Annotated in this window: 20 protein-coding genes and 1 riboswitch; of the genes, 13 read left to right on the top strand and 7 right to left on the bottom strand. The window is 66.8% G+C overall.

Translation table 11 applies throughout. The features are described 5' to 3' along the window. Window positions 1-30 precede the first annotated feature (30 nt). From AC1DYU_RS06155 to AC1DYU_RS06170, 4 genes are all read right to left on the bottom strand, one after another. The gene (locus AC1DYU_RS06155; protein ID WP_476790858.1) at window positions 31-234 is read right to left on the bottom strand and encodes a hypothetical protein; all 204 of its coding nucleotides are present in this window, start codon (window positions 232-234) and stop codon (window positions 31-33) included. Window positions 235-243: 9 nt separating this feature from the next. Further along, window positions 244-1,086, bottom strand: a complete 843-nt coding sequence (gene fabI, locus AC1DYU_RS06160; protein ID WP_158484212.1) for an enoyl-ACP reductase FabI — start codon at window positions 1,084-1,086, stop codon at window positions 244-246. A 142-nt stretch (window positions 1,087-1,228) separates the two neighbouring features. Continuing rightward, a complete protein-coding gene (locus AC1DYU_RS06165; RefSeq protein WP_476790859.1) occupies window positions 1,229-2,146 on the bottom strand; it encodes a DnaJ C-terminal domain-containing protein in 918 nt (305 codons plus the stop codon). A gap of 158 nt (window positions 2,147-2,304) precedes the next feature. Next, on the bottom strand, window positions 2,305-2,766 hold the full coding sequence (locus tag AC1DYU_RS06170) for an RT0821/Lpp0805 family surface protein (protein WP_476790860.1): 462 nt from the start codon (window positions 2,764-2,766) through the stop codon (window positions 2,305-2,307). Between the two features lie 129 nt (window positions 2,767-2,895). Between AC1DYU_RS06170 and pdxH the strand changes: the two genes are divergently transcribed. From pdxH to AC1DYU_RS06230, 12 genes are all read left to right on the top strand, one after another. After that, the gene (gene pdxH, locus AC1DYU_RS06175; protein WP_158484209.1) at window positions 2,896-3,510 is read left to right on the top strand and encodes a pyridoxamine 5'-phosphate oxidase; all 615 of its coding nucleotides are present in this window, start codon (window positions 2,896-2,898) and stop codon (window positions 3,508-3,510) included. 14 nt (window positions 3,511-3,524) lie between these two features. Further along, window positions 3,525-4,301: an SDR family NAD(P)-dependent oxidoreductase gene (locus AC1DYU_RS06180; protein WP_476790861.1), complete on the top strand. Its 777-nt coding sequence runs from the start codon at window positions 3,525-3,527 to the stop codon at window positions 4,299-4,301. Then, window positions 4,282-4,800, top strand: coding sequence for an NUDIX hydrolase (locus AC1DYU_RS06185; protein ID WP_476790862.1), 519 nt, complete (start codon window positions 4,282-4,284; stop codon window positions 4,798-4,800). The genes AC1DYU_RS06180 and AC1DYU_RS06185 overlap by 20 nt, the downstream gene beginning before the upstream one ends. Next, window positions 4,797-5,219: a TIGR02301 family protein gene (locus AC1DYU_RS06190; RefSeq protein ID WP_476790863.1), complete on the top strand. Its 423-nt coding sequence runs from the start codon at window positions 4,797-4,799 to the stop codon at window positions 5,217-5,219. The genes AC1DYU_RS06185 and AC1DYU_RS06190 overlap by 4 nt, the downstream gene beginning before the upstream one ends. Window positions 5,220-5,434: 215 nt before the next feature. Then, window positions 5,435-5,704: a hypothetical protein gene (locus tag AC1DYU_RS06195; protein WP_476790864.1), complete on the top strand. Its 270-nt coding sequence runs from the start codon at window positions 5,435-5,437 to the stop codon at window positions 5,702-5,704. A 35-nt stretch (window positions 5,705-5,739) separates the two neighbouring features. After that, entirely contained in the window at window positions 5,740-6,396 is a 657-nt protein-coding gene (locus AC1DYU_RS06200; protein WP_476790865.1) for a hypothetical protein, read from the top strand. 44 nt (window positions 6,397-6,440) lie between these two features. Continuing rightward, a riboswitch (cobalamin riboswitch) is annotated at window positions 6,441-6,655 on the top strand. A gap of 304 nt (window positions 6,656-6,959) precedes the next feature. Next, window positions 6,960-7,982 (top strand): ABC transporter substrate-binding protein, encoded by a 1,023-nt coding sequence (locus AC1DYU_RS06205; protein ID WP_476791306.1) that lies wholly within the window; start codon window positions 6,960-6,962, stop codon window positions 7,980-7,982. Further along, on the top strand, window positions 7,979-9,016 hold the full coding sequence (locus AC1DYU_RS06210; RefSeq protein ID WP_476790866.1) for a FecCD family ABC transporter permease: 1,038 nt from the start codon (window positions 7,979-7,981) through the stop codon (window positions 9,014-9,016). Before AC1DYU_RS06205 ends, AC1DYU_RS06210 begins: the two co-directional genes overlap by 4 nt. Further along, window positions 9,013-9,798, top strand: coding sequence for an ABC transporter ATP-binding protein (locus AC1DYU_RS06215; protein WP_476790867.1), 786 nt, complete (start codon window positions 9,013-9,015; stop codon window positions 9,796-9,798). The genes AC1DYU_RS06210 and AC1DYU_RS06215 overlap by 4 nt, the downstream gene beginning before the upstream one ends. A 144-nt stretch (window positions 9,799-9,942) precedes the next feature. After that, entirely contained in the window at window positions 9,943-10,236 is a 294-nt protein-coding gene (locus tag AC1DYU_RS06220) for a GNAT family N-acetyltransferase (RefSeq protein WP_476790868.1), read from the top strand. A gap of 38 nt (window positions 10,237-10,274) precedes the next feature. Beyond that, entirely contained in the window at window positions 10,275-10,583 is a 309-nt protein-coding gene (locus AC1DYU_RS06225; RefSeq protein WP_476790869.1) for a hypothetical protein, read from the top strand. Between the two features lie 242 nt (window positions 10,584-10,825). Next, entirely contained in the window at window positions 10,826-11,698 is an 873-nt protein-coding gene (locus tag AC1DYU_RS06230) for a hypothetical protein (protein WP_476790870.1), read from the top strand. Window positions 11,699-11,758: 60 nt separating this feature from the next. Here AC1DYU_RS06230 and AC1DYU_RS06235 read toward each other — a convergent pair whose 3' ends face one another. Continuing rightward, complete coding sequence (locus AC1DYU_RS06235; protein ID WP_476790871.1) at window positions 11,759-12,490, bottom strand: N-acyl amino acid synthase FeeM domain-containing protein; 732 nt, start codon at window positions 12,488-12,490, stop codon at window positions 11,759-11,761. A 152-nt stretch (window positions 12,491-12,642) separates the two neighbouring features. Further along, complete coding sequence (locus AC1DYU_RS06240; RefSeq protein WP_476790872.1) at window positions 12,643-14,976, bottom strand: putative bifunctional diguanylate cyclase/phosphodiesterase; 2,334 nt, start codon at window positions 14,974-14,976, stop codon at window positions 12,643-12,645. Between the two features lie 193 nt (window positions 14,977-15,169). On the opposite strand from AC1DYU_RS06240, the gene AC1DYU_RS06245 reads away from it, so the two are divergent. After that, complete coding sequence (locus AC1DYU_RS06245; protein ID WP_476790873.1) at window positions 15,170-15,454, top strand: hypothetical protein; 285 nt, start codon at window positions 15,170-15,172, stop codon at window positions 15,452-15,454. Between the two features lie 54 nt (window positions 15,455-15,508). Here AC1DYU_RS06245 and pepT read toward each other — a convergent pair whose 3' ends face one another. Continuing rightward, a complete protein-coding gene (pepT, locus tag AC1DYU_RS06250) occupies window positions 15,509-16,735 on the bottom strand; it encodes a peptidase T (RefSeq protein WP_476790874.1) in 1,227 nt (408 codons plus the stop codon). Window positions 16,736-16,746: the final 11 nt, after the last annotated feature.

Below are 16,746 nucleotides of genomic sequence, written 5' to 3' on the forward strand. Positions count from 1 at the left end.
GATCCGGGATCCATCGGAGGGCTCGGAACTCTATGATGGATCCCGGGTCTGCGCTTTGCTTGCCCGAGATGACGGTGCCTTTTCCGATTGATCGTCAGGCACGTCCCAGACGAGATCATGATCGCCGTCGTTGGCGAACTCAGGCCACACCAAAGCGTCATCTTGGGCGGCGGCGAGACGCATGGAGTCCTTGGCCCAGCCCTGGCGCGGTAATGGTGCGTCAGGATCGGCCATCGCGCTACCTCACTCGCCCTTGTCGAGGGTGATGTCGGGCGCGGTCGGGACCTTCATGCCGACGACGTGGTAGCCGGCATCGACATGCAGGATCTCGCCGGTGATGCCGCGCGACATGTCGGAGACGAGGAACACCGCTGTCTCGCCGACCTCCTCGATCGTGACCGTACGGCGCAGCGGCGAATTGTATTCGTTCCAGCGCAGGATGTAGCGGAAATCGCCGATGCCCGAGGCCGCCAGCGTCTTGATCGGGCCGGCCGAAATGGCGTTGACGCGGATCTTCGAGGGGCCGAGATCGGCGGCGAGATACTGCACGCTCGATTCGAGCGCGGCCTTGGCGACGCCCATGACGTTGTAATGCGGCATCCACTTCTCGGCGCCGTAATAGGTCAGCGTCAGCATCGAGCCACCATCGGTCATCAGCTTCTCGGCGCGCTGGGTGACGGCGGTGAAGGAGTAGCAGGAGATCAGCAGCGACTTGGTGAAGTTGGCCTCCGTGGTCTCGACATAGCGACCGGTCAACTCGTCCTTGTCGGAGAAGGCGATGCAGTGGACGACGAAATCGAGCTTGCCCCAGAGCTTCTCGATCTCGGCGAAGACCGCATCGATCGAGGCACCGTCGGTGACGTCGCAATGGCCGACGACATGGCCGCCAAGCTGCTTGGCCAGCGGCTCGACACGCTTCTTCAGGGCATCGCCCTGATAGGTGAAGGCGAGCTCGGCGCCGGCGTCGGCGGCTGCCTTCGCAATGCCCCAAGCGATCGAGCGGTTGTTGGCGACGCCCATGACGAGGCCCCGCTTGCCCTTGAGCAGATTGGCGGTCGGCAGGGCGGCGGCGTTGGAATCAGGCATCTGGGACCCGCGAATTGGATAAAGTTGAGGGTCTCTTAGATCATGACGGCGAAAAGGGGAAACCGGTTTTCGGGGCGCCGAGGCACAGCGTCGTCATTCCGGGCGCAGCTCGGCGCTTGTCCGGAATGACGGAGTGTATGTGTTACTCCGCCCGCGCCTTCATCAGCGCAATGAGCTCCGCATCGCTCTCGGGCATCTCGATGTCGATGGCAACGAAGAGGTCGCCGACCGCGCCGCCCTCGCCCTTGAGCCCCTTGCCGCGCAGGCGGAAGGACCGGGTGGTGCCCGTCAGCGGCGGAATCTTCATCTCCACGGTGCCGGTCAGGGTCGGGACATGGATCGGCCCGCCCAGCACCGCCTGCGCCAGCGGGACGGTGACGCGCGTGCGCAGATCGTTGCCTTCGGTGACGAAGCGCGAATCCGGCTTGACCTTGATCGTCATCAGCACGTCGCCGGCCTGGCCGGAGAACGGATCGGTCTGGCCGAGCCCGCGCAGGCGCATCACCTTGCCGTCGGCGACGCCTTCGGGAATCGTGACCTCGACCTCGCGCCCGCCCGGAAGCCTGACGCGGCGCGATGCGCCGGAGACCGCCTGGGCCAGGGTCACCTCCAGCGTGAAGCTCTGCTCGGGCGGCTTCTGCGCCTCAGGCCGTGCGCGTCCCTGGCGCCGCGCGGCATCGCCGAAGAGCGAGCCGAAGATGTCGGCGGGGTCGAAGCCCGCACCGCCAGCGCCGCCGGCACCGAAGGGCTGGCCGCCGCCCTGGCCGAAATTGAACTCGAAGCCGCCGGCGCGGCCGCCGCGCCCGGCGCCCATGCCCTCGAAACCCTGGAATTTGGGCTTGCCTTCGGCGTCGATCTGGCCGGCGTCGAACTGCTTGCGCTTGGCTTCGTCGCCGACGATCTCATAAGCGCCGTTCAGCTCCGAGAAGCGGTCCTGCGCCTTCGGATCGTCCTGGTTGCGGTCGGGATGCAGATCCTTGGCGCGGCGGCGATAGGCCTTCTTGATCTCCGCCTCGCTCGCCGTGCGGGCGACACCCAGAATCTGATACGGGTCGCGCATTCATGAACCCCATTGGCAATGCTGAAAGGCCGGCTGCGGCGCAGGCGAAGGCCGACCCTGATCTCCAAGCCTTATCTGGGAATGGTGTGGCTTGAACGCAACAGCTCGCGACGCAGGAATCGAGAAATGGCGGCGACCGCGTCAGCTCTTGCCCGCGATCAGCTCATGCCCTTCCAGGGCTCGATATCCTTGACCAGCCATTCTCCGCCCGAGGGCCGGCAGGCGGTGCCCTGCAGTTTCGCGGGCTTGGTCTGCGTCTGGACGCTGGCGATGAAGGCGCGGCAGATTTCGTCGGAGCGCAGGAACGGGCCGCCGACCGGGATGAAGGAGCCCTTCACGCCGCTTTGCGGGTTGTCCCAGGAGACGGCTGCGCCATTGCCCTGCGGATCGAGCGCGACCGCCATCGCGCCATCGGCCCGGCGCATATCCTCGGGGCCGAGTTCGGAGGAGAGCGAGGCCAGTGCGCCCGGCTTGGTGGAGCCCCGTGCCGGCAGGACAGAGGAGGTCGTTACGACCTCGTCCTCGGCCTTGCTGGAGAGCCCCAAAATCGGGAAGGAGACGGAACATCCGGCGCTGATCAGGCCAAGGCAGGCGGCGCCTGCGGCAGCGAGCCGGCGCATGGCGGCAGCGCGCTGCGGAAGGCTTTGGAACGCTCCCGTCGCTGCCCTATATAGACACCCTGACTTGACCAAGTTCACCGACAGCGCTCGCCCAAACGCAAAACCCCAGCTTCTCCAAGGATTAGACACGTGGAACGGTTAACGAGCGGTGACTTCACGGGGGAACAGGACCCTTTCGCGCTGTTTCAGGCCTGGTTCGAAGAAGCAAAGACCTCCGAACCCAACGACCCCCATGCCATGGCGCTGTCGACGGTCGATGCCGAGGGCATGCCCAACAGCCGGATGGTGCTGCTGAACGGGCGCGACGGCGAGGATTTCGTCTTCTACACCAACACGCAGAGCCAGAAGGGCGAGGAACTGCTTGGCCAGCCCAAGGCGGCTGCCCTGTTCCACTGGAAGAGCCTGCGCCGCCAGATCCGCATTCGCGGCCATGTGACGATCGTCAGCGACGAGATGGCGGATGCCTATTTCCAGTCGCGGCCGCGCGACAGCCGCATCGGCGCCTGGGCCTCGCAGCAGTCGCGCCCGCTGGAGAGCCGTTTCGCGCTGGAGAAGGCGGTCGCCGTCCAGGCCGCAAAGTTCGGGCTGGGCACGATCCCGCGCCCGCCGCACTGGACCGGTTTTCGCATCACGCCGGTCTATCTCGAGTTCTGGAAGGACGGCGCCTTCCGGCTGCATGACCGCGTCGTCTTCCGCCGCGCCTCTGCCGGCGAACCCTGGGCGCGCGCGCGCCTTTATCCTTGAGGATCAACAGCCAGATGGCGATGCCAAAATTCGATTTTCCCAAGACCGAGGCGGGCAAGCGCCCGGTCATGCTGCTGACCGGGGCGAGCCGCGGCATCGGCCACGCCACCGTGATGCAGTTCGCGATGGCGGGCTGGCGCATCCTGTCCTGCTCGCGCCAGGCCTTCTCCGACAAATGCCCCTGGCCGTCGGGCGCCGACGACCATGTCCAGATTGATCTCGGCGACCCCGAGGACACGATGCGCGGCATCGCCGAGATCAAGAAGCGGCTCGCGGCCGAGGGCGGCAAGCTCAATGCGCTGGTCAACAATGCCGGCATCTCTCCGAAGGGGCCGAAGGGCGCGCGGCTCGGCGCGGCAACGACCTCGTTCAACGACTGGCACAAGGTCTTCCAGGTCAATTTCTTCGCGCCGATCATGCTGGCGCGCGGCCTGCTCGACGAACTCACCGCCGCCAAGGGCACGATCGTCAACGTCACCTCGATCGCAGGCTCGCGCGTCCATCCCTTCGCAGGCGCCGCCTATGCGACCTCGAAGGCGGCGCTCGCCAGCCTGACGCGGGAAATGGCCTCGGATTTCGGCCCGCTTGGCATCCGCGTCAATTCGATCTCGCCGGGCGAAATCGACACCGCCATCCTCTCGCCGGGGACCGAGAAGATCGTCGCGACCCTGCCGCTCGGGCGCCTCGGCAAGACCGAGGAGGTGGCGCGCGCGATCCACTTCCTGTGCACCGACGCGTCGAGCTACGTCACCGGCGCCGAGCTGCACATCAATGGTGGGCAGCACGTATGAGCCTGGGCTGTTCCCGATGAGCGGCGAGGGCGGCCAGGTCATCCGCTTCCCGGCGACCGGCAAGGCTCCGGCCCGTCCGGTGCTGGCGGCCTCGGTCGCCGTCTTCCGCGACGGCAAGGTCCTGCTCGCGACGCGGACCAAGCCGCCTGCCGACCAGCTCTGGTCGCTGCCGGGCGGCAAGGTCGAGGCCGGCGAGACGCTGGAGCAGGCCGCCTTGCGCGAGCTTGAGGAAGAGGTCGGCGTCACCGCGCGGATCGTCGGCTTCAACCGCCATGTCGAGATCTTCGGCCGCGACGCGGCAGGCGAGATCACGCATCATTTCGTCGTCGCGTCGTTCGTGGGCGAATGGCTCTCGGGCGAACCCCGGACCGGCCCCGAAGCCGGCGCGGTGATGTGGGCCGACCCGCTCAAGCTCGGCGGGCTCGCGACGACGCGCGAGCTTGCCGATGTGCTGCGCAGGGCCCGCACCATCCTGCTTGCGGCCGGGGACGGTGCATGAGGCGCGCTGCGCTGTGCCTGCTCGCGCTGCTGACGGGCGCGCTGCCGGGCGTCGCTCCGGCGCAGCAGCGCCCCCCTGCCGCTGCCAAGCCGGCGGAGCCTGCGCCTGAGCCACCGCCGCCGCCCTATGAGCCGCAGCTTCTGAAGCTCGCCGAGATCATGGGGTCGCTGGCCTATCTGCGCACGCTCTGCGCCGGCAAGGAGGCGCAGGACTGGCGCGACCGGATGACGGCGCTGGTCGAGGCCGAAGGCCGCACGCCGCCGCGGCGCGAGCGTTTGACGGCTGCCTACAACCGCGGCTTCCGGGCCTATTCGCTGACGCACCGCGCTTGCACCGAGGGCAGCCAAGAGGCCTCCACGCGCCTGGCGGGGGAGGGCGAGCGCCTCGCCCGGGTGCTGGCCGGCCGCTATGGCGGATAGGTGACAGAGCGCGCCGAACTGCGGCTTTCCGTGGGATTTGTCCGGCCGCGTTAACCTTTCTTAAACGCGGCGGTAGCGTCCCGCTCTGGCACGGCCTATGATTCAGGCAACGTCGATCGTCGCGAAGCGGGCCGGAAACGGCACGATTCGTGCCAGGAAACCAGCTTCGCGCGACAACAAGCCGATCAAAAGCAAGCCGCAGAGTTCTCGCCTTCATGTCCATCATTTCAGACGACCTGCCGCTTGACCTGGCCATGGCCGAGGACAGCCATGACGCGCGCCGCGTCGCCTATGGCTATGTCGAGGACGCCTTCACCGAAGCGCAGCAGGATGGGCTCGACAGCGACGCGCTGGCCCATGCCGCGCTGTTTGCCGCCTTCCGCACGCTGGTCGAGACCTATGGCGAGGAGGCGACCGCCGTCTTTGCCGAGGGTCTGGCGGACAAGGTTCGCACTGGTGCCTTCAGCAGCGGCACGCGGCACTGAGCCGGACTGCGCAGCGGGCGTAAGGACGCGGCGGGATGGCGTGCCGCATCGCAATCCCGTTCTTCGCATCGGTTCTCGCGTCATTGCCGGCTTTCGTGCAGGCGCAGGAGATCGGGCCGGTCCTGACCTGCGACGGGCCGATCTCGCGACAGGCCAGCCATGCCTCGCTCGCCAAGGCTTTCGGCGCGCGCAATGTCTCGAGCCGGAAGCTCTCCATCGGCGAAGGCGAGACCGAGCAGGGCACAGTGCTCTTCGCCGCCGACCCGGCCCGCCGAATCGAAATCCTCTGGAACGACCGCGCCAAGCGCAGCAATCCGCGCATGGCGATCTTCGGCCGGACCACTGATGCCAGCGCCGCGCCGCCGGCCTATCGCTGGCGGCTCGCAGCCCGCTCCGACGCCAAGCCGCTCAGCCTGCGCCAGCCGCTGACACAGGTCGAAGCGATCAATGGCAAACCCTTCGAACTCGCCGGCTTCGATTGGGATTATTCCGGCACGGTGAGCGACTGGCGCGGCGGGACGCTCGACGCGCCGCCCGGCGGCTGCCGCATGCTGGTGCGCTTCGCGGCGGCGAAGACCGCTCCCGGTGCGGCGCAGGATGCGGTTTCGGGCGATCAGGCCTTCTCCTCGGACGATCTGAAGATGCGTGCCGTGGCTCCGGTCATCTACGAGCTGGGCTTCACCTGGGAGTAGGTGACGCATCGCAACGCGCCCTTGACGGCGGCTGTGAGCGCTCTATCGTCAACGGTGATCAAGGTTCTTCGGTCGTTTTCGGCCGAAGCTAAGAGGGAATTCGGTGAGGCGCCTTGTGCGCCAATGCCGAGGCTGCCCCCGCAACTGTAAGCGGCGAGCTTTCCGCCCATCGTCCACTGGCGCAGCCTGCGCTGGGAAGGCCGGGCGGAGTTGGCGTCGACCCGCGAGCCAGGAGACCTGCCCTGATCGACTGAACGGTCTTTCGGGCGGGGTGTCCTGATCGGTCGTGCGCGAACGGGCCGGATTTCACATCCGCCAATCCGTCGCGCGCGTCCGTCGTGCGCCCCTTAATCATCACGGGGCAAACGATGATGCAGAGATTTTCCACCACCCAGCTTCACCACGGCGCGGCATCGCGCTTGACCCGGCCGTCCACGGAGGGCCATGAAAATTGTGATGTTATTACATTACGGTCTTTCGACGCCGCCATTGCGGTGCCTGCCGTTTCGTTTTCCCGCCGTCCTCACAAGCCGGACCATGCCATGACCATTTCGACCCGCGGCCTGCGCCGTCTTGCGCGCTCCGTCGCGCTCGCTCTTCCGCTGCTGGCTCTCGGCATGGGTTTCGCCAGCGCGCAGGCGACTCGCTATCCGGTGACGGTCGAGAATTGCGGGCACCAGGTCACCTTCGACAAGGCGCCGAAGCGCGTCGTGGCGATCGGCCAGACCCAGACGGAGATCCTCTATGCGCTTGGCCTGGGCGATCGGGTCGTCGGCACGGCCGTCTGGTTCAGCCCGGTGGCGAAGCGCTTCGAGACGGCCAATGCCAGGGTCAAGAAGCTCGCCGACAACGACCCGAGCTTCGAGGCGGTGGTCGCGCAGGAGCCCGACCTCGTCACCGCGATGTTCGAATGGCATGTGGGCCCCAACGGCATCGTCGGCAAGCGCGACCAGTTCGCCAAGCTGAAGGTGCCGGCCTATGTCTCGCCATCGGATTGCGTCGGCAAGGACAACACGGGCGGCGGAGACGGCGTCCGCACCCAGATGTTCACGATGGAACTGGTCTACCGTAACATCCGAGAGTTCGGGCAGATCTTCGATGTCGTGGACCGGGCCGAGGCGCTGGTCGCGGAACTCAAGGCGCGCGAGGAGAAGGCTGTCGCGGCGGTGGCCGGCCGTGCCGCCAGGGACATTCCGGTGACCGTTTGGTTCTCCAGCAAGGACGTCAAGGGCGATGCCTTCCTGGCCGGCAGGAACGGCGTGCCGGCCTATATCCTGTCCAAGCTCGGGGCGCGCAACATCATCGCCACGAACGAGGAGTGGCCGCTGGTCGGCTGGGAGAGCGTGGCGGCCGCCAACCCCGCCGTGATCGTGGTGGTGAAGATGGACCGGCGCCGCTTCCCGGCCGACGACATCGATCTCAAGCTGAACTTCCTCAGGACCGACGCGGTCGCCAGCAAGCTCGACGCGGTCCGCAACAACCGCATCGTCGTGATGGATGTCGGCGCGACACGGGCGGGCCTCGACACGGTCGACGGCATCGAGGCGCTGGCCAAAGCCATCGAGAGCTTCGGGCTGTCCAAGTGAGCCACGCGCCGATCAAGCCCAACTGGCCGGCGCGGATCGCGATCGCGCTGGCGGCGCTGCTGGCGCTGGTGACCGCGATCGCGCTGGCCGTGACCATCGGCGAGATGAAGATCCCGCTGTCGACCGCCTTCCAGGCGCTCGGAAACGGGGTGTTCGATCTCGACTATCCGGTCAGCCCGATCCAGCAGGGCGTCATCTTCGACTACCGCCTGAGTCGCGCGCTGCTGGCGGCGCTCTGCGGGGGAACGCTGGCGCTGTCGGGCGCGATCCTGCAGGCGCTGCTGCGCAATCCGCTGGCCGAGCCCTATATCCTCGGCATCTCGGCCGGCGCCTCGACCGGCGCGGTGGCGGTGATGATCCTCGGCTTCGGCGGGGCTGCGTTGACGATCTCGGGCGGAGCCTTCATCGGCGCGGTGGTGGCGCTGCTGGTGGTGGCGCTGCTGGCGACGGGGGCGGGCGGTTCGAGCGACCGCGTCATCCTCGCCGGCGTCGCGGGATCGCAGCTCTTCAATGCGGCCACCGCGACCATCGTCACGACGCTCGCCAATGCTGAGCAGGCGCGCGGCGTGATGTTCTGGCTGCTCGGCAATTTCGGTGGCGTGCGCTGGCCCGATGTCTGGGTGGCGACGCCGGTGGCGCTGATCTGCTTTGGCGTCTGCATGCTGCACGCCAAGGTGCTCGACGCCTTCGCTTTCGGGGCGGATGCAGCGGCCTCGCTCGGCGTCGCGGTGACGCGGGTGCGGATCGTGCTGTTTGCGACGACGGCGGTGATGACCGCGACCATGGTCTCAATCGTCGGCACGGTCGGCTTCGTCGGGTTGGTCATCCCGCATGCGGCGCGGTTTCTCGTGGGGCCGGCGCATGCGCGGTTGCTGCCGGCCTGCCTGGTGATCGGCGCGATCTTCATGATTCTCGCCGACATCCTGTCGCGCATCCTGGTGCCGCAGCAGATCCTGCCGATCGGTGTCGTCACCGCCCTGTTCGGAGCGCCGGCCTTCGCGCTGATCCTTTACCGAGCGAGGCGCGCGACATGACGCTCGCTGCCCATGACATCCGCTGGAGCGCGGCGCGGCGGATGATCGTCGACGGCGTGACGCTGCGCGCCGAGCCAGGGCGAATCCTCGGGCTGATCGGCCCCAACGGCTCGGGCAAGTCGAGCCTGCTGCGGCTGCTCTGCCGCCTGCGCAAGGTCGAGAGCGGCGTCGTCACGCTCGACGACCGCGACCTCGCCACGATAGCGCGGCGCGATCTCGCCAAGCGGCTTGCCTTCGTCGAGCAGCAGGCCTCGACCGAGGTGCAGCTCTCGGTCTGCGACGTGGTCAAGCTCGGGCGAACGCCGCATCGCGGCGCGCTCGCCTCCTGGACTGACGCCGACGAGGAAGCCGTCGAGGCGGCGCTGGAGCGTGTCGACATGGCTGCGCGGCACGACCAGCTCTGGCATACATTGTCGGGCGGCGAGCGTCAGCGCGTCCATATCGCCCGCGCGCTCGCTCAGGAGCCGCGCGAACTGATCCTCGACGAGCCGACCAATCATCTCGACATCCAGCACCAGCTCTCGATCCTGTCGCTGCTGCGACGGCTCGGCGTCACCTGCATCCTCGCTTTGCACGACCTCAATCTCGCATCGCTGTTCTGCGACGAGATCGCGGTGCTGCATGACGGCAAGGTTGTCGCGTCGGGGCCGCCGCCGGAGGTGCTGACCGAGGATCTGATCGCGCGTGTCTTCGGCGTTGCCGTCAGCATCCGCGAGGGCGCCTCAGGCCGGCGGCATATCGAATATCTGATCGACCTGCCGGAGGAGGGGACTGCGCGATGAGAGGGATGACGCAGGCGGCGTGCCGATGTTCGTGCTGACGGCGCGGGGATAGCGCGCGCCGGGTTGGCCGATGCCGACATCATCCCTATCTGGTGGTGCCTGGAATAAGCGCTGATGCGTGCCGGTTCCCGCCCGGAGAGGATGATGATGGACGTGGATCAGGTCGAGCCCGTAATCGAGAACGTCGCCGGAAACCGGTTCGAGATGGCGTTTCCCGGTGGGACCGCCTTCGCGACTTTCCGCTGCGATGGCGATTGGCTGATCGTGACGCATGTCGAGGTTCCGCCTGCGTTCAATGGCCAGGGATTGGGCTCGCGGTTGGTTTCCGGCATCTTCGAGATGGCCCGGGCCAGCGGCCGCCGCGTCGTGCCGGCGTGTTCCTTCGCCGCCGACTGGGCGCGCCGCCATCCGGAATTCTCCGACGTGCTCGCGCACTGAGCGATGCCATTTCCAATATCGAGACACGGGGGCGGACGATGACCCGGCCGACCGGTCAACAGGAGCTTCGCGCCGCGTTCAAGCGGCTGGAGCGCGACCTGCCGACGCGCCTGGCTTCGGCTCTGCGCTGGCTGCGCCATCCCGCCTCGCGCTGGGCGCGGTTGCCGGCTGGCCTCGCCTTGATTCTCGGTGGCATCTTTTCGTTCCTGCCGATCCTGGGCGCCTGGATGTTGCCGCTCGGCTTAATGCTGATCGCGGCCGACGTTCGGTTCCTGCAGCGGCCGATGGCCCGTTTCACCATGTGGGTAATCGACCGGGTCGAGGGCTTCAGAAAAAGGCGCGGCTAGCGTACCGCCAGTGCGATCGGGCGGCTTTGTCAGGCCGGGCCGCAGTCCGCCCAGTGTGATCGCGCTGTGCCAGTCTATTGGCGCGGAACATCTTGGCCAGCCCTGCGGTTATGCGGCACACGCGCCTCGGCGCTCTTCTGTGAAAAAGGGGCTGTCATGGACAGTATCATCTATCTCGTGGGTCTCGTCGTGGTCGTTCTGGCCATCCTGTCGTTCCTCGGTCTCCGGTAAGGGGTACGCCCATGTCACTTGGCTCAACCGACGTCGTCGTCGTCACCCCTCCCGGCTCCGAAGCCTCGTCAGGATCCTATCTCGAATGGAGCCCGATCCTCGGGGGCGCGGTGGTTTCCGCCGCGATCTCGACGATCATGGCCGCCTTCGGATCGGCCATCGGCCTCTCGCTGGTCTCAGCCGAAACCTCGCGCTCGACCAGCATGGTGGCGCTTGCCATCGCGGCTGCCCTCTGGGCGCTCTGGGTGACCGTCTCCGCCTGCGGCGCCGGCGGCTATCTTGCCGGCCGCATGCGCAAGCCGCTCGCGGATTCCAGCTCGCATGAACGCGGCGTCCGCGACGGTGCCCATGGCCTCGTCGTCTGGGCGCTGGGAGCGCTTCTGGTCGCCTTCATTACCTCCTCTTCGATCATGGGTGCGGCCAGGACGGCCGTGACGGGCGCTGCCGCGGCGGCCGGTGGTGCGGGCGCGCTCATCAGCCAGCAGGCCGACCCGCTCGGCATGGCTCTGGACAATGTGACGCGTTCGACCGGCACGACGCCGGTGACGCAGGGCGAGCGCGAGGAAGCTTCGCGCATTCTCGTCCGCAGCCTGGCGAATGGCAGCCTCGATGCATCGGACCGGCAATACATCGCCTCGCGGATGGCGGCGCGGATGAACATCCCGCAGGCCGAAGCCGAGAAGCGCATCGACGAGACCTATGCGCAGCTCAACCAGGCGAAGGAGACCGCCAAACAGGCGGCCGAGAAGGCGCGCAAGACCGCCGTCATCGTCGCTTTCATGACCGCTGCCGTGCTGCTGGTCGGCGCTGCCGCCGCCTATCTCTCCGCCATGCTCGGCGGGCGTCATCGCGACGAGGAGATCGATCTGTTCGGGCGTGGCTGAGCCACGGCACACATGGTCACGACGTGAAGAAGGCGCCTTCCGGCGCCTTCTGAGTCCTGATCAGACCAGAACCGGCCGGGCCGCCGGAGTGCCGGTGATCGCGGGCAGCCACGCCATTCCGCTTCCGCCGAAGATCGCCGCGCGCTCGCCCTTGCGGGGCCGGAAGAAGGGATAGAGCGCCTCGACCCGGGGCGCCGCCTTGGCATAGTCGAGCTGCGACAGCATCACCGGCTTGGTGAGGCCTGGATAGAGGCGCGGCGGGCTGACGACCGTGTTGCCCCAGAGTCGGCGGTAGAACGGGTAATGCTCTGGCCGCACTGCCGCCAGCATGATGTCGGCGCTGAAATACTCCATCGCCAGCCAGGGCAGGCGCAGCGTCAGATAGGCCAGCTCGGGCAGCTCGCGCGACCAGCGGGCATCGGCGACGAAGCGGGTCGGATCGACGAGCACGCGGCCGGCCTCGATCTGCGGCAGGACGGTTTCCGGGAAGACCTTGGCTGTCGGGACATCTGGCATGCCCGCTCCGGAGATGCTGAGGCGGATGGCGCCTGCGAGTTCGCCATCGGCGTAGACGCCGAACATGAAGCAGTTCGGCTGGTCGTCCACCGGATCGGTGAAACGCTCGTCAGCGCTCGGAGCGATCGCGCCTTCGCGGAGATAGGCATGATAGCGCAGTGCGAAGATGCGTTCGCGATCCTGCTCGGTGACGGCGAGACGGTAATCGATCCGGTCGAGCGCCCGCATCACCCTGTCGGTCAGCGACAAAGTCTGATGAGCGATGGCCTGGACCATGATGCAACCGTAAGCAAAGGTTAATTTAAATTAACCTTTGCTGCCGCGCGGCTGCACCGTCAAGCCGTGGTATGCACAAGAATTAATCGCTGGTCGTTTATTGCAGGCAATGTTGCAGGACGTGGCCTGTCCCTAGCCAGCGGCGGTTTTGGTCAGGGCGCGTGACGGCGCAACGGGATTCGCTCGACTGTCGCGGTGAGCGAGCGCACCGCGAAAGCCTTGATCAGGTCGCGCACAAGGGGCGTCGCCTGGGGGCGGGCGAGCAGATAGCCCTGAACCTCGTCGATTGCCCCCATTCTCGTCAGGCCGTCGAGCTGCTCGACCGTTTCGACGCCTTCGGCCACGACCGTCAGGCCGAGCTCCTTGCAGAGGCGCGCGATCCCGACCAGCAGGGTCTGGTCCTTTTGCGTCTCGCGCCCACCCGAGACGAAGGACCGGTCGATCTTGATCTTGTGCAGCGGGAAGGACTGCAGGTAGCTCAGGCTGGAATAGCCCGTACCGAAATCGTCGAGCGCAATCTGCACGCCGAGATCGCGCAGCCGCGTCAGCGTCGAGAGCGCCTGCGCGTCGTCATGCATCAGCGCCGATTCCGTCAGCTCGATCACGAGCCGGGATGCGTCCAGTCCCGACCTGGCGAGCGCCTGGGCGACATCGTTGACGATGATGTCGCCGCGGAAATGGATCGCCGAGATGTTGACCGCGACGGAGACGCTGGTCGGCCAGAGCATTGCCTCGCGGCAGGCCTTGTCCAGGACCGTGCGGCCGATCTGAGTGATCAGCCCGACCTCCTCGGCTATGCCGATGAAGTCGCCAGGCGCGATGATGCCCTTCTCGGGATGACGCCAGCGCAGCAAGGCCTCGCAGCTCGTGATCCTGCCCGAACCGATCGCGACGATGGGCTGGTAGAACATCTCGAACTGGTCGCTCGCCAGCGCTTCGCGCAGGTCGAGCTCGACGATGCGCCGCGTGCGCGCGGCTTCGATCATGCTGCTGTCGTAGAAGCGCGCGCAGCCACGTCCGCTCGACTTGGCCGCGTAGAGCGCGAGGTCGGCATTGCGGATGACGATGTCGGGGTCGCGCCCGTCATCGGGGCTGATGGCGATGCCGATGCTGGCGCTGCTGACGATGGCGTTGCCTTCAACCTCGTAGGGTTGGATCAGGCTGGCGCTGACGCGCGCGGTGATCTGCTCGAGCGCCCGGCGGTCGACGAGATCGGGAATGACCACCACGAATTCGTCGCCGCCGAGCCGTGCGATCAGGGAGGCCGCATCCAGCAGCGTGGTCAGGCGGCGTGCGATCTCGATCAGCAGGGCGTCGCCATAGGGATGGCCCAGCGTATCGTTGACCTTCTTGAAGTGGTCGAGGTCAATAAACAGGATCGCGAAGCTCTGATCCGCCCCCGCCATCAGGGTCTGCAGATGCGTTTTCAGCAGGCTGCGGTTCGGCAGACCGGTGAGCGGGTCGTAATGCGCGAGCTGGCGGATCGTGTCCTCCTGCAGGCGCTGTTCGGTGACGTCCTCGATTACCACGACGGTGCCGGTAACACCCGATGTCCGGAAGGTCAGATCGAGGACGCGGCCATCGGCCAGGCGGGCATTGAGCCTTGCCTCGCTGTGATCTCGCATGGCGAGGCGAGCGGCCAGCACGAGGCTGCGCAATGGCGCGCGGCCGATCAGCCCTGCGCGTTGGCAGCGAACGAGGAAGCGCCCGATGCCGCGGCCCGGCTCCGCCAGTCCTGCCGGCAGTCCGACGATCGCCGGCAGCCGACGGTTAACGAGCGACAGCTGGCCATCTCGCTCGAACATGCACAGCCCATGCGCCATGTTGTCGAGTGCGGCTTCGAGCCGCGCGGCCAGCAGGCGCTCGCGCTTGGCCGAGACGACGGCCGTGGTCAGGGTCGCGCGGAGCTTGTCGGCGATGCTCTTGAAGCTCAGCAGGAACGGCCCGAGCACACAGGCGACGACAGCGTAGTGCGTGTTGCCCGCAAGCACGAGACCGGCGAGCAGCGGCAGACCCGCGCAGGTCAACTGGGTGGTGACCAGCAGGCGGCTGCCATAGTTGCGGCCGGCGACCCCGATCAGGTTCGCAAGCGTCATCGAGAAGGCGAGGAGCTGGACCGGTGGGCTGGCGGGGATCGCGAAGGTCAGGAAGGACCAGATTCCAAGAACGAAGACATAGATTGAGGCGAAGATGGTGTAGCGCCTCTCCCAGCGCGCCGCGTCGCCACGGTCGCACATCTTGTGTCCGGCCGCCTTGAATTGAGCGACATCGGCGGCCCTGGCCAGCGTCAGGCACAGCAGAATGGCGGCGGACGCATAGAATGCGGGATGGCCGGTCAAGACGGCGCTGAGCACAGCCGCGAGCACGGTCCCGCTGGACCCAATGATCAGGGTCCGCGGGTCGGCGTAGAGCGAGCGCACCAGCGAAATATAGACCTCGTCGCGCAAGCCCTGATCGACAACGCGAGGGGAGGTTTTGGACGGCATCACGAATCCCTTGTAGGGCAGCTTGCGGCAACATCCGCCTTTACCGTTAAGATGTTCTTGTGATCTGGCAGGCTGCCCGTCGTGGCACTGGGTTACGTTGCCGATTATCGCGCAGATAGAATTAACAACCCGGTGAGGCTTGCCGTGCAACGGTTGCCTTTGACGCTGACCGCGGCAAACCGGAACCTGATCCATGCCTGCTTCGACGGAACCGTCCGGGATCCTGCTGGAACTGCGGGCAGGCCTGCCCCGCATCTCAGCTCTGCCCTGCGCGTCATGCCTGTTCGACCTCGGGGGCGCCTCGGGAATGGTGGGCGGCGAGCCCTGTCCGCTCAAGGCGGCGCTCCTGCGCCGATACGCCGGCGAGGGATCGGGTTCCGCCGATCCAGCTTGCGCGGGTTTCGCCCCGGGCTATGCCGAAGCTGGCGACGATTGGGCATCGGATTTTGGCGGCGACGTCACGCGCACCCTGTCCTGATCCGTTTAGCGCCTTCCCGATCGATCCCGCGCTTCGAGGGCACGAGCGTCGCAGTCAGGACGCGGTCGCCCGCAGGCAGATCATGCGCGCGACTTCGAATGACTTTTCGAAAGCCGGGATGGGCAGGAATTCGAAGCGCGAGTGGAAATTGTAGGCGCCGGTGAAGAAGTTGGGGGTGGGGATGCCCCGGGCCGAGAGCGCCGCGCCGTCCGTGCCGCCGCGCATCGGGATCAGTTTCGGTTCGATGTTCAGCGCCGCCATGGCCGACAGCAACAGATCGACGGAGCGGCGGTCGTCGCCGAGGCTGTCGGAGATGTTGCCATAGGTGTCGGTGACGCGGCATTCGACCCGGCCCTTGGGATAGCGCGCCGCGATCAGATCGGCGACCTCGCCGATCCGCCGCTTGCGCTGCTCGAAGCGCTGCCGGTCGAACTCGCGGATCGCAAGCTTGAGGCGGGCCTGGCTGGCATTGGCGGCGATCTCGGTAAACCAGACATAGCCTTCGCGGCCTTCGGTGCGCTCGGGCGTCTCGGCGCGATCGAACTCAGCCATGAAGTCGTGCGCCATCAATAGCGGGTTGACCATCACACCCTTGGCCGACATCGGATGGGCGCTGACGCCGGTGAAGACGAGTTCGCCGGCTGCGGCGTTGAAGTTCTCGATGACGACTTCGCCGACCTCGCAGCTGTCGATCGTATAGGCGAAATCGCAGGGGAAGCGCGCGAGATCGAGCGCCTTGGCGCCGCGCAATCCGATCTCCTCGTCGGGAACGAAGGCGACGAGGATGTCGCCATGGGTGTCATCGGGTGAAAGCGTCGCCAGCAGCGTCATGACGACGGCAATGGCGGCCTTGTTGTCGGCGCCGAGCACGCTGGTGCCATCGCTGAAGATGATGTCCGCCCCGCTCCAGCGTTCGATCTCGGGATGCGCGGCGACGCGCAGCCAGATGTCCTGCTGCGGGTTGAGGCAAAGATCCCTGCCCTCGAAGTGCAGGATCTGCGGGTCGATGACCGGCGACAGGCCTGAATCGACGGTGTCGAGGTGGGCTATGAAGCCGATCCTGGGCGCGCCGGGACGGTTGCCGCGCTTCAGCGCGGTGACGGTCGCATGCTCGTCGATGACGATGTTCTCAAGCCCGAGGCCGCGCAGCTCGTCAGCGAGCAAAGCGGCGAGGCGCTGCTGGCCGGGCGTGCTCGGCAGGGTCGTAGCCCCAGCATCGCTCTGGCTCTCGACCGCGACATAGCGGAAGAAGCGCTCGATCAACTGCTCGCGGATGCTCATGGTCTCTCCGA

This window comes from Allobosea sp. P2_B12, from assembly GCF_056404835.1.